This is a genomic window from Amycolatopsis sp. NPDC104863 (assembly GCF_055582965.1).
In genome coordinates, this window is sequence record NZ_JBVJOW010000001.1 from 1,394,679 (window position 1) to 1,407,567 (window position 12,889).

Below are 12,889 nucleotides of genomic sequence, written 5' to 3' on the forward strand. Positions count from 1 at the left end.
CCGCCTACTGCCGGTGGGTGCTCGCCCCACGAACGCGGGAAGGCCCTCCCCGCCGCGGCGGGGAGGGCCTTCACCAGGGACCTACCGGACTAGATCTTCGCGCACTGCCCGGCGGCGGGGCCGCGGACGGTGTTCGGGAGGTCGTAGTCCGTCGGGGCGGGCGAGTTGGCCACGCACGCCAGCGGGCCGCCGACGCTGCTCGAGGTGAGCACCGCCCCGTGGTTGCCGGTCAGCGCGACCGGGCCGGCGACGTCGGTCAGCTCGATCGACGTCGTGCCGGTCGTGCCGGTGATCGCCACCGGGCCGCCCACCTTCGTGCGGTTGAGCACCACCTGGGCGGCGCCGGTCGCGGCGAGCGGGCCCTTGATCTGGCCGCCGCGCACGATCAGGGTCGCGCCCTTGCCCACGGTGACCGGGCCGGACACCGTCGCGTCCTGCAGGCACACCGTGCCGCTCGAGACGGTGAGCGGGCCGGAGGAAGCGCCCGTGATCGTCTTCGTGCAGGTGGCGTCCGGCTGGCCCAGCAGCTCGAACTCGGCCAGCTGCGCCGGGGCGCCGGTGCTGGTCGCGGTCACTTCGAGCTTGTAGTAGGCGAAGTGCGCCGGGTTGGCCACCTTGAACGCGCGGGTCTGCTGCCGCCAGCTGAACGTCTGGTTCGTCTGCTGGTCGGCCACCGCCCACGTCTTGCCGTCGTAGGAGCCCTTCAGCGTCCAGCTCTTCGGGTCACCCGCACCGGTCTGGGACGTCAGCGTGTAGTGGCTGACGGCCTCGTCGGTGTTGTTCAGCTGGTACTGCACGGCCCCGGTGACGGCGGCCTGCGTGCGCGAGGTGTTGTCCAGCAACGCACCCGCGTTCGAACCGTCCGAAGTGGACAGCGTGCCCTTGCCGGCGCCGGTCTCGTCGTGCAGCGGCGTCGGGACGGCGTCACCGGTGGTGATCGACGTCGGGGCGTCGTTCGGGCCGGTGCCCCACTTCGACGGGTTCGGGCCCATGTCGAAGTCGATGACCCCGCCGCGGGAGATGACGTCCTGCGGCAGCGACGTCGAGGAGTACGCCTTGCCGTTGACCTTCACACCCTGGACGTAGACGTTCTTCGCGCTGTTCTTCGGCGCGTTGATCACCAGGTTCTTGCCGCCGGCCAGGTGGATCGTCGCCTTCTTGAACAGCGGCGACCCGATCGCGTAGTTCGGGCTGCCCATCTGCAGCGGGTAGAAGCCCAGCGAGCTGAAGATGTACCACGCGGACATCTCGCCGTTGTCCTCGTCGCCCGCGTAGCCCTGGCCGATCTCGGCGCCGTTGTAGAGCCGCGACAGGGCCTCACGGACCTTCGCCTGCGTCTTCGCCGGCTGACCCGCGTAGTCGTACATGTAGAGCAGGTGGTGCGCCGGCTGGTTGGAGTGGCCGTACTGGCCCATCCGCACGTCCCGCGCCTCCCGCATCTCGTGGATCACGCCCCCGTAGGAACCCGGGTAGTTGGCGGTCTCCTGGTCGGCGAAGAACTGGTCCAGCTTGGTCGCCAGGCCCGCCTGGCCGCCGTAGAGGTTGGCCAGGCCCTTGCCGTCCTGCGGCACGGTGAACGCCATGCCCCAGCCGTCGGTCTCGGTGTAGTCCCCGCCCCACGAGCGCGGGTCGTACTGGTCCTTGGTCTTGGTGAACTTGCCGTTCGCGTCCTTGCCCTGGAAGAACCCGGTGCTCGGGTCGAACAGGTTCACGTACTGCTGGGCGCGGCTGGTGAAGTACGTGTAGTTCTCCTGGTACTCCGCCTTGCGCGGGTCGTTCGGCGCGGCTTCGTCGGCCAGCTTCTTCGACAGGTTGGCGATGCCGAAGTCGTTGACGTAGCCCTCGATCGCCCACGAGAAGCCCTCGCTGGCGGTGTTGGGCGTGTAACCGAGGAAGATGCCCTGGTCCAGGCCCTTGCGGCCGACCGCCGAGTTCGGCGGGGTGACCGTGGCGTTCTTCACCGCCGCGTCGTAAGCCGACTTCACGTCGAAGTTGCGAACGCCCTTGAGGTAGGCGTCGGCGAACGCGACGTCGGAGCTCGTGCCGGTCATCAGGTCCGCGTAGCCGGGGGAGGACCAGCGCGCGATCCAGCCGCCGTCGCGGTACTGCTGCACGAACCCGTCGACCATCTTCCCGGCCATGTCCGGCGTGAGCAGCGAGTACGCCGGCCAGGTCGTGCGGTAGGTGTCCCAGAAGCCGTTGTTGACGTACATCTGGCCGTCGACCACCTTCGACCCGGTCTGGGTCACGGTGTCGGCGCCGGTCTTGGGCGACACGGGGCTCGCGTACTTGTACGCGGGCTTGTCGGCGGTGCCGGTGTTCTCGAACTGCGAGTTCGGGTAGAGGAACAGCCGGTAGAGGTTCGAGTAGAGCGTCGTGAGCTGGTCCTTGGACGCGCCCTCGACCTCGATCACCTTCAGCTGGTCGTCCCACGCCTTCTGCGCGGCGTCGCGCACCGAGTCGAACGTCGCCGCGGGGGCGATCTCCTGGGCGAGGTTCTTCTTCGCCTGGTCGACGCTGATCAGCGACGTCGCGATCTTCATGTTCACCGTCTTGTCGGCGCCCGCGTCGAACCGCAGGTACCCGGTGACGTTGTCGCGGCCCTGACCGGTCAGCTTGCCCCCGGCGGTGACGGGCTTGTCGAACGTCGCATAGACGAACATCCGGCCCGCACCGGCGTACACGTTGGTCTCGGTGTAGCCCGAGAGCGTGCCGGTGGCGGGGTCGAGCGTGAGCCCGGCCGAGTTGTTGACGCTGTCGAAGATCAGGCTCGAGTCCGCGCCCGGGAACGAGAACTTCATCATCGCCGCGTGGTCGGTCGGCGCGATCTCGGTCTTGATCCCGTTCTGGAACTGCACCCCGTAGTAGTGCGCCCGCGCGACCTCGTCACTGTGCTTGAAGGCCAGCGCCCGCGCGTCGCGGTTGGCGTCGGGCACCCCGGCGGCCGCGGACGGCATCACCTGGAACGCCTGCCGGTCACCCATCCACGGGCTCGGCTCGTGGCTCACGCTGAACGCCTGCAGCTGCGGGAGGTTCTGCGCGTTGTTCTGGGTGCTGTAGTTGTAGAGCCAGCTGCCCGAGCCGGCGTCGGTGACCGGGGTCCAGAAGTTGAACCCGTGCGGGACCGCCGTGGCCGGGAAGTTGTTGCCCCGGGAGAACGTGCTGTTGGCCATCGTGCCCCGCGTGGTGACCACGTTGTCGCTCGGGCGGGTGCTCGCCGGCGGCGTCGGGGTCGCCGACACCTTCACGTCGTCCAGCCAGCCCTGCAGCGAGCCCGGGCCGTTCGGGTTGTCGTAGCCGACCAGGATCCGGTCGATGGTCTTGCCGTTGGCGACCTGCCCGATCGCCGAGCGCACCAGGTTCCACTGGTTGGCGTAGAGCACCTTCGAGGCGCCCTGGCCCTCCGGGGTCAGCGGGAAGCCGTACTGGTCGGTCGCGCCGAGGTTGCGCAGGTACGTGCCGTCGGTGAAGGCCAGGTCGATCGCGACGTTCGTGCTCGGGTACTTCAGGTCACCGGTGATGAACTGCGGCTGCACCTTGTACGACAGCTCGGTCGAGGCCACGACCGGCACGTTCACGTCGAAGATCTTGTTGTACGACCAGCCGTGCGCGGCGGTCTGCGTGCCGGAGTAGCGGAACGCCTTGAGCCCGGTGTAGCCGACGCGGTTCTTGCTCGTGTACCCGCTCGTCGGGCCGGAGTCGGTGAAGCTGCGCATGTTCGGCAGCGGCGGCGGCGCCGGGTCGTCGTTGGCCAGCAGCAGCTCCGACAGCTGCAGGATCGGGCCGCCGTTGTTGGCCGTCACGTTCAGCCGGAAGTACTTGTACGCCGCGGTCGGCGCGGCCAGCTTGTAGTCCTTCTGCTGGAACCGGGCGCTGAACGCCTGCCCGGACTGCTTGTCCAGGTCGGTCCACGCGCTCGCGTCGTTCGACCCCTGCAGCGTCCAGTCCTTGGGGTCGCGCTCGTCGAAGTCGTTGGCCGAGGACAGCGCGTAGTGCGTGATCGAGGTGGCCTCCGACAGCGAGATCTGCGCCCACGCCGTCGGGTCCCAGGACAGCCACTTCGTGTCCGTGGTGCCGTCGACGAGGTTCGACACGACCTCGCCACCGTCGGTGTTCTCGCTGCTTGCGCTCGTTTCGGTGACCTTGCCGCGGATGTCACCGGGGATCGCGGTGCCGTTCGCGCCGTTCACCCCGGCCGCGCGCGGCTTGCCCGCGGCGTCGGTGTCGACCGTGTCGGTCCAGGTCGGCTGCGTGTCCCCGGGTTCGAACGAGGACGAAAAATCGGCGGGCAAGGCGTCTTCGGCGGCGGACGAGGCCGCGGGGAGGGCGACCAGGCCGGCGGCGACCACGGCGGCGGTCACCAAGAGAGCAACCGGCGGTCTGGCGCTTCGGGGCATCGTTGCTCCAAGCTCTGGAGGGTGAACTGGGGACCGACGGACGGGGGACCGGCGGCGCCCAGGAAGCGAAACGCGCGGGTGACATCGATGTCAAGACCGGCCGCCAAACCTGGCCAGAACTGGACAACGGAGGTGAAGGCCCCCCGATGAGAACCGTCCGGATCCTCGTCGCCGTTGTTGTCCTCGGCCTCGCCGCCGGGTCCGCGCCCGCGGCCGTCACCGCCGCGACACCCGCCGCCGTCCGCCCGGTCACCACCTGCGCCGGCCTCGTGCGCGGCTACCCCCTGCCCGGCGCCGCCACGCACGTCACCTCGGCCGCCGTCGTCACCGGCGCCGGCCCCGAGTACTGCGACGTCCGGGGGTACGTCGACCCCGCCGTCCGCTTCGACCTGCGCCTGCCCACCAAGACCTACACCGGCCGATACCTGCAGTACGGCTGCAGCAGCTTCTGCGGACTGGTCGCCCCGCCCGCCTTCGCCGACTGCGGCCTGCCCCACGGCGGGGACGTCGCGGTCGCGGCCACCGACGACGGCCACACCGGCCGCACCCCCGGCGTCACCGACGACGGCAGCTGGGGTGCGACCGACCAGGCCGCCCGCGACGACTTCGACTTCCGCGCCCCCCACGTCGTCTCCCGCGCCGCCAAGGCCGTCATCCAGGCGTTCTACGGCGCCCCGCCGGTCAAGTCCTACTTCACCGGCTGCTCCGACGGCGGCCGTGAGGGCCTGCTGCTGGCCCAGCGGTACCCGGCCGACTTCGACGGCATCACCGCCGGCGCGCCCTGGACCCCGCGGCTGGAGTTCCAGGCCTGGCTCGCCCGCGCCAACACCGCCGCCGACGGCCGCCCGATCCTCACCGCCGCGAAGCTGCCCGCCCTGCACCGCGCCGTCCTCGCCGCCTGCGACGGTCTCGACGGGCTCACCGACGGCCAGCTCGACGACCCCCGCGCCTGCCGTTTCGACCCGGCGACGCTGACCTGCCCGCCCGGCGCCGACACCCCCGCGTGCCTCACCCCGGCCCAAGTCGCCGCCACCCGTCGGCTCTACTCGCCGCCCGCCGACACCGACGGCACCCTGCTCTACCCGGGCGGTGAGCAGCCCGGCTCCGAGCTGGCCTGGGCGCGGTGGATCATCGGCGAACCCGAGACCGGCGGAGTCCCCGTCGCGCGCAGCCTCGCCGACAACTACCTGCGCTACCTCGGCTACCCGATCGGCGCGCCGGCGTCCACCGTCGACAGCTTCGCCTTCACCCGCAGCGAGTTCGACCGGCTCACCCCGGCCGCCGTCCGCTCCAACGCGCTGAGCCTCGACCTCTCGGCGTTCCGGCAGCGCGGCGGCAAGCTCCTGCTCTGGCACGGCTGGGCCGACCAGGCGATCCCGCCGACCGGCACCGTCGACTACTACCAGCGCCTCACCCTCCGCTCCGGCGGCGCGGCCGCCACCCAGCAGTGGGCCCGGCTGTTCATGGTCCCCGCGCTCTACCACTGCGGCGGCGGCACCACGCTCACCGCGTTCGACCCGCTGCGGGAGCTGGTCGCCTGGGTGGAACACGGCACCGCGCCCCAGGTGGTGACCGCGACCGGCCGCGACGCCGCGGGGAACGTCACCCGGACCCGACCGGTCTACCCGTACCCACAACGGGCGGTCTACAACGGCGCCGGCAGCGTCGACGACGCCGCGAGCTTCCACCCCGCGCCGCCGGCCACCCCGGCCCACGACGTCTTCGACTGGGCGGGCGACGGGCTCTACGACACCCCGGGCCCGGTCGCGCGGTAAACCGGTCTCGCGCGGCCGCCGTCGTCGCTAAGGTCGGGATCATGCCGACGCCGGAGCCCGCCGACCGTGTCCTCGCCCGCGCCTCGCTTGCCGAAGGCAACCCGACCGGGTGGTTCGAGCAGCTCTACACCGCCGCCGCCCGCGGCGAAACCGACGTCCCGTGGACCCGCGGCAAGCCGAACGCCGCCCTCGCCGACTGGCTGCGCCCCGGCGAAGGCCGCCGCGCGCTGGTCGTCGGCAGCGCCCTCGGCGACGACGCCGAGCTGCTGTCCTCGGCGGGCTGGGCCGTGACGGCGTTCGACGTCGCCCCGACCGCGGTCGAGGCCACCAGGGCGCGCTTCCCGGAGTCCGCAGTGGACTACGTGGTGGCGGACCTGCTGACGCCGCCGGGGGAGTGGCGGCAGGCGTTCGACCTGGTCGTGGAGATCATCAACATCCAGGCGATGCCCCGCGACTTCCGCGCGGCCGCGATCACCTCGCTGGCCGGGTTCCTCGCCCCGGGCGGCACGATGCTGGTCTCCGAGGTGGCCGAGGAGAACGTCGAACCCGCGCCGGGCCCGCCGTGGCCGTTCAGCCGCGCCGAGATCGAGTCCGTCGCCCAGGACGGCGTCCGGCTGCTCAGCCTGGAGACCATCCACGACGGGCTCCGCTACTGGGCGACCTTCGCCCGCTGACCCCGGCCCGGTGCCGGCCGGGCGTCGTGCCCACGACCGCGGTGAACGCCGTGATGAAGTGGCTCGGGTTCGCCCACCCGCAGGCGTGGGCGACGTGGGTCGTGTCGTGGCCGTCGGCGAGCAGCACCAGCGCGTGGCCGACGCGCAGCTGCGTGCGCCACTCGTAGAAGGTCATGCCCAGCTCGTCGTGGAAGAGCCGGCTGAGCGTGCGGGCACTCGCTCCGGCCGCCCGACCCAGCTCGGCCAGCGACGTGGTGTCGCCGGGGTTCTCGTAGAGCACCCGCGCGACGGCCCGCAACCGGTCGTCGCGCGGTTCGGGCAGGTGCAGCGGCTGCTCGCGGGCCTCCTGCAGCTGGTCGACCAAGACACGGCGAAGCCGGGCGCTCGCGGCCCGGCCGGGCTCGTCCGGACCGGTGAGGGTGAGCACGAGCTCGCGGGCGAGGTCTGATGCGGTGAACACGGCCGGGCGATCCGGCACCAGCCGCGCGAGAGACGCGGGCAGGAACACGATCCGCATGTCGGTGTGGCCGTGCGCGCGGTGGTGGTGGGTGAACCCGGCCGGAGTCCAGGCGACCCGGTTGGCGGGCACGATCGACGTGCCGCGCCCGGTGTGCACCGACAGGACCCCGCGAGCCGCGTAGACCAGGTGCCCGCGCGAGTGGGAATGGGCCGGGATCGTCTCGCCTGAGGGCCACAGGTGCACCCCGCCGGAGGGCCACAGCCGGGACTCCTGAGCGGGTTGGCGGCGAACGGGCACAAGCTGGCATTCTACTGGTGGCCCGCCACCATCCCAACCGGCGACGGTGGACGCATGAGCGAAACGATGCGTGCGGCGGTCTGTGTCCGGGCGGGTGGCCCGGAGGTGCTGGAGATCCGGGAGCTGCCGGTGCCGGCGGTCCGCCCGGGCTGGAGCCTGGTCCAGGTCGAGGGCGCGGGCCTGAACCGGTCGGAGCTGCGGACCCGCCAAGGTCACTCCCCGTCGGTGAAGTTCCCGCGGGTGCTCGGGATCGAATGCGTCGGTGTCGTGGCGGCCTCGACCGAGCCCCGGCTCCCGGAAGGCACCACCGTCGCGGCGGTGATGGGGGAGATGGGCCGGGCGTTCGACGGCGGATACGCCGAATACGCACTCCTGCCGAACCCGCTGCTGATGCCGATCACCACTACCCTGCCCTGGGACACCGCGGCCGCGCTGCCCGAGACCTACCTGACCGCCCAAGGCGCCCTCGACACGTTGGGTGTCCACTCAGGACAGCGGCTGCTGGTCCGCGGCGGGACGTCGTCGGTCGGCATGGCCGCCGCGTCGATCGCCGCCGGTCACGGCGTCGAGACCGCCGCCACCACCCGGCGACCCGGCAAAGCCGCCGCGCTGACCGCCGCCGGTGCCGGCCACGTGCTCGTCGAAGACGGGCAGCCACTCGCGGAGAAGGTGCACCGGCTCTGGCCCGGCGGCCCGGACCACGTGCTCGACCTGGTCGGCGCGGACACCGCCGCCGATTCGCTGCGCCTGGTCCGCCGCGGCGGCACGGTGTGCGTGGCGGGCTCGCTCAGCGGCTGGGTCGTCCCGGACTTCGAACCGATCGCGAAGATCCCGTCGGGCACCAAGCTCACGGCCTTCCACAGCGACGACCTCAAAGGCAGCGCGGGCGAAGCCGTGCTGCAGCGCGTCTTCCGCGAAGTCGAGGCAGGGGTGTACCGGCCCAACCTCGACCGCGTCTTCGCCCTGGACGACATCGCCGAAGCCCACCACCACATGGAAACCGACCAGGCCGCCGGCAAGGTGGTCGTGGTGCCCTAACAGCTTTCGAGGAACCGGGACAGCACACGGGTGCCGAAGTGCAGGCCCTCCACCGGCACCCGCTCGTCCACCCCGTGCGCCATCGCCCGGTACGGGAAGCCCTTCGGCAGCCACAGCGGCGCGAACCCGTAGTTGTCGATCCCCAGCTGGGCGAACGCCTTCGCGTCCGTGCCACCACCCAGGCAGTACGGGACCACCACGGCTTCGGGGTCCTCCGCCCGCAGCGCGGCGGCCATCATGTCGAACCACGGCGAGTCCACCGGCGCCTGCACCGGCGGCTGGTGCGCGACGAACTCCCGCGTCACGTCCTCACCGAGCAACCCGTCCAGCGTCGCGAACAGCTCCGCTTCGGTGCCCGGCAGCACCCGGACGTCCACCTGCGCGGTCGCCGTCGACGGGATCACGTTCACCTTGTACCCCGCGTCGAGCATCGTCGGGGTGGTGCTGGTGCGGACCGTCGGCACCACGAGCGAGCCCGCCGGGCCCAGCGCGGCGACCGTGCCGTCCACATCGGACAGATCGACCGGAACACCCAGCGCCGCGCCGGTCCGCTCCAGGAACGCCTGCACCGTCGGCGTCAGCGAAACCGGCCAGCGGTGCGCGGCGATCCGGTGCAGCGCGCCCACGAGCCGGGTCACGGCGTTCTCGTTGTTGGGCCGCGAACCGTGACCGGCGCGGCCCCGCGCGGTCAGCCGCAGGTGCGCCGTCCCGCGCTCGGCCGTCCCGACCGGGTACAGGTGCACGTCCCGCCCGTCCGCCGCCGGCACGTGATAGGTGTAGCCGCCCGACTCGCTGATCGCCGCCGCGCAGCCTTCGAACAGCTCCGGGTGCTCGGCGACCAGCCAGTGCGCGCCCCACTCGCCGCGGTCCTCCTCGTCGGCGACGAACGCCAGCACGAGGTCACGCCGGGGCCGCACCCCGCCGGCGAGGGCGGCCAGCACCATCGCCACGAAGTCCTTCATGTCGGTCGCGCCGCGGCCCCACAGGCAGCCGTCGCGGACCTCGCCGGCGAACGGCGGCACCGACCAGTCCGCGGCGTCCGCCGGGACGACGTCGAGGTGCCCCTGCACCAGCAACGCCGGCAGCGAAGGATCGGCGCCGGGCACCCGCGCGATCACGCTGGCCCGGCCGGGCGCGGCTTCGAAGATCTCCGACGCGATGCCCAGGCCGTCCAGGAACGCCGCCACGTACTCCGCGGCCGGGCGTTCGGGCTCGGCGTCGTTCCCGCCGCGGTTGGTGGTGTCGAACCGGATCAGGTCCGCGCACAGCCCGACGACGTCGACGTCAGCCATAGATGCCCTGCACCGCCCCCGCCGCGATCGCCGTGACGACCTTGAACGCCTTCATCGCCTCGGTCATGTCCACCGCGTCGAACCCGACCCGGCGGGTGCCGATCTGCTCCACCGTCGGGATCACCGCCGTGGCCTGCGCGAGGTGGCTCGCGTCGAACTCCACCTCGATCCGGTGCGGCCCGACCTGCCGTTCTCCCTGTCCGGCGCGGGTCATCGCGTCGGCCGCCGCGCCGGTCAGCAGGTCCGCCGTGCGCGCGGGCGGCAGGCAGATCGCCGCGTACCGGCTCACGCACTCCTTCACCTGGACCAGCTCCGCTTCCGGTGCGTAGTCGCGGGCGTCGTCACACGTTTTGTCGTCACCCGAAACGAGCAGGACGGGGACGCCGTACTCCGCGGCCATCGCCGCGTTCAGCCGGCCTTCGCTCGCCGGGACGTCGTCGAGCCACACCCCGGTGATCTGGTTCTCCAGGTACGTGTGGGAAAGGACGCCGTCGAACCCGGCGCCCGCGTGGTAGCCGAGGAACACCACACCGTCCACACCGGAGTCGATCCCCTGCATCATCGACAACGGCTTGTGCCGCCCGGTCAGCATCCGCGCCCGCGGGTCGAGCTCCTCCAGCAGCAGGTTCCGCTGGGAGGAATGCGCTTCGTTGACCAGCACGTCACCGGCCCCGGCCTCGAACAGCCCGGCCAGCACGGCGTTGACGTCGCCGGTGAACAGCCGCCGGAAGCGGTCCCACTGCGGCGAACCGGGCACGACGTCGTCGGTCCACGTGACGCCGGTGGCGCCCTCCATGTCCGCCGAGATCATGATGCGCATGCCCGGCACTCTAGCCACGCCGCCCGGGCCCCGGCCGGGACGGCGGTGATCACGGTGCGTCACCGGTCTCGATCGATAACGATCGGACACCTGCCGAGGTGGCGACATATTGCGCGGTTGTCCGGGTATGTGGTTACTTCTCGTCCTTGGGGAGGCTCACAGCGAGAACGATGGGGTGGTTTTTGGTGCATTTCCAACGCAGAATCGGGCGGTTCGGCCGCGTGGGCGCGGTCGTCGCGGCCGCGACGCTGGCGGCGATCCCGCTCGCCGTCCCCGCCCAGGCCCAGCAGGGCAAGGTGCTGCGGGTCGCGCTGACCACCGGCATCGACCACCTGAACCCGTTCACCGCCGTGCTCGCCGCCTCCACCCAGGTCGGCCGCTTCGTCTACGAGTTCCTCACCATCCCGGACGCGGCGAAGGCCGAGGCCTCGCCCGCCCTCGCCGAGTCCTGGACGCCGTCACCCGACAAGCTGACGTGGACGTTCAAGATCCGCAGCGGCGTCAAGTGGAGCGACGGGCAGCCGGTCACCGCCAAGGACGCGGCGTTCACCTTCAACCGCATGCTCACCGACGAGAACGCCCGCACCGCCAACGGCAACTACGTGGGCAACTTCGAGACGGTCACCGCGCCCGACGACACCACCCTCGTCATCAAGACCAAGACCGTGCAGGTCAACATGAACCTGCTCGACGTGCCGATCGTGCCCCAGCACGTCTGGGAAGGGCTCACCGACCTCAAGGCCCCCGGCACCGACGACCTCAAGGTCGTGGGCGTCTCCGACGGCCCCTACCAGGTCACCGAGTACAAGCAGAACGAGTACGTCAAGCTCAAGGCCAACAAGGACTACTGGCGCGGCGCGCCGAAGGTCGACGAGCTGCAGCTGCTGCAGTTCAAGGACACCGAGGCCGCGGTCAACGCGCTCAAGCAGGGCGAAGTCGACGTCATCAACCGGCTCAACCCCAACCAGTACGCCGCGCTGCAGGGACAGGACGGCATCACCACCAACGCCGCCCCCGGCCGCCGCTACGACGAGCTCTCGATCAACTTCGGCGTCACCGACAGCTCCAACAACCCCATCGGTGACGGCAACCCGGTCCTCAAGGACCTCAACGTCCGCAAGGCGATCACCCAGGCCGTCGACACCCAGGCGCTGGTGGACAAGGTGCTCAAGGGCCTCGGCCAGGTCGGCGGCGGGGTCGTCCCGCCCATCTACAGCGCCTACCACTGGGACCCGAGCGACACCGAGAAGGTCAAGTTCGACCTCGCCGCGGCCAACGCCACGCTCGAGCAGGCCGGCTACAAGAAGGGCCCCGACGGCGTCCGCACCGCCCCCGGCGGCGCGAAGCTGGAGCTGCGCCTGACCGGACACTCCAACCGCAGCTACGACCAGGGTGTCGCCCAGTACGTGACCGGCTGGCTCAAGGACGTCGGCATCACCGTCAAGCAGGACCTCGTCTCCGACGACGAGCTGTCCGACCGCACCCAGACGGGCAAGTACGACCTGGCCATCGGCGGCTACGGCACCAGCCCGGACCCGGACTACGCGTTGTCGCTGCACACCTGCGCCGCGCGGCCCAGCGCCGACGGCAAGGGCGGCAGCACCGACACGTTCTTCTGCGACGCCCAGTACGACGACCTCTACCACAAGCAGCTCACCGAAACCGACAACACGAAGCGCGCGGACTACGTCAAGCAGGCCCAGGCCCGGCTCTACAGCCAGTACCCGACGATCGTGCTGGACTACCAGAACACGCTCGAGGCCTACCGCTCCGACAAGTTCTCCGCCTTCACCACCCAGCCCCAGCCCAAGGGCGCGATCCTCGAGCAGTCCGGCTACTGGGGCGTCTACGGCGCCACCCCCGCCGGCACCGAGGCGGCCGCGGACTCCGGGTCCGGCAACACCGTGCTGTGGATCGTCATCGGCGCGGTCGTGGTGGTGGTCCTCGTCGCCGGCGGCGTGGTGCTCAGCCGCCGCGGCAAGACGGCGGAAGATCGCGAGTAGCAGCACATGACCATGCCCGACCAGGCCGCGGGGGGGGGGGGAGCCGGCGAGCAACACGGAAGGGGAGGGCCCCCACCCGTCTTTCTCTCTCCGAGTCCCCCCAGCACTCCCCCCACCCCCGTGGTGGGTTTGT

General features: G+C 71.3%; 8 protein-coding genes. 4 read left to right on the forward strand and 4 right to left on the reverse strand.

The features are described 5' to 3' along the window. Positions 1–89: 89 nt before the first annotated feature. Positions 90–4,397 (reverse strand): GH92 family glycosyl hydrolase, encoded by a 4,308-nt coding sequence (locus ACZ63J_RS06110; RefSeq protein WP_465408838.1) that lies wholly within the window; start codon positions 4,395–4,397, stop codon positions 90–92. 146 nt (positions 4,398–4,543) lie between these two features. Here ACZ63J_RS06110 and ACZ63J_RS06115 point away from each other — a divergent pair, with 146 nt between their 5' ends. Continuing rightward, on the forward strand, positions 4,544–6,172 hold the full coding sequence (locus tag ACZ63J_RS06115) for a tannase/feruloyl esterase family alpha/beta hydrolase (RefSeq protein ID WP_465408836.1): 1,629 nt from the start codon (positions 4,544–4,546) through the stop codon (positions 6,170–6,172). A 41-nt stretch (positions 6,173–6,213) separates the two neighbouring features. Continuing rightward, positions 6,214–6,846, forward strand: coding sequence for a class I SAM-dependent methyltransferase (locus tag ACZ63J_RS06120; protein WP_465408834.1), 633 nt, complete (start codon positions 6,214–6,216; stop codon positions 6,844–6,846). Here ACZ63J_RS06120 and ACZ63J_RS06125 read toward each other — a convergent pair. After that, the gene (locus ACZ63J_RS06125; protein WP_465408854.1) at positions 6,791–7,549 is read right to left on the reverse strand and encodes a helix-turn-helix domain-containing protein; all 759 of its coding nucleotides are present in this window, start codon (positions 7,547–7,549) and stop codon (positions 6,791–6,793) included. The genes ACZ63J_RS06120 and ACZ63J_RS06125 overlap by 56 nt on opposite strands. Before the next feature lie 108 nt (positions 7,550–7,657). On the opposite strand from ACZ63J_RS06125, the gene ACZ63J_RS06130 reads away from it, so the two are divergent. Then, entirely contained in the window at positions 7,658–8,641 is a 984-nt protein-coding gene (locus ACZ63J_RS06130) for a zinc-binding dehydrogenase (RefSeq protein WP_465408832.1), read from the forward strand. Here ACZ63J_RS06130 and ACZ63J_RS06135 read toward each other — a convergent pair. Together ACZ63J_RS06135 and ACZ63J_RS06140 are read right to left on the reverse strand one after the other, a co-directional pair. Then, positions 8,638–9,933, reverse strand: a complete 1,296-nt coding sequence (locus ACZ63J_RS06135) for a M20/M25/M40 family metallo-hydrolase (protein ID WP_465408830.1) — start codon at positions 9,931–9,933, stop codon at positions 8,638–8,640. The genes ACZ63J_RS06130 and ACZ63J_RS06135 overlap by 4 nt on opposite strands. Continuing rightward, the gene (locus tag ACZ63J_RS06140) at positions 9,926–10,753 is read right to left on the reverse strand and encodes a M55 family metallopeptidase (RefSeq protein ID WP_465408828.1); all 828 of its coding nucleotides are present in this window, start codon (positions 10,751–10,753) and stop codon (positions 9,926–9,928) included. The genes ACZ63J_RS06135 and ACZ63J_RS06140 overlap by 8 nt, the downstream gene beginning before the upstream one ends. A 170-nt stretch (positions 10,754–10,923) precedes the next feature. Here ACZ63J_RS06140 and ACZ63J_RS06145 point away from each other — a divergent pair, with 170 nt between their 5' ends. Continuing rightward, positions 10,924–12,756 (forward strand): ABC transporter substrate-binding protein, encoded by a 1,833-nt coding sequence (locus ACZ63J_RS06145; protein ID WP_465408826.1) that lies wholly within the window; start codon positions 10,924–10,926, stop codon positions 12,754–12,756. Positions 12,757–12,889: the final 133 nt, after the last annotated feature.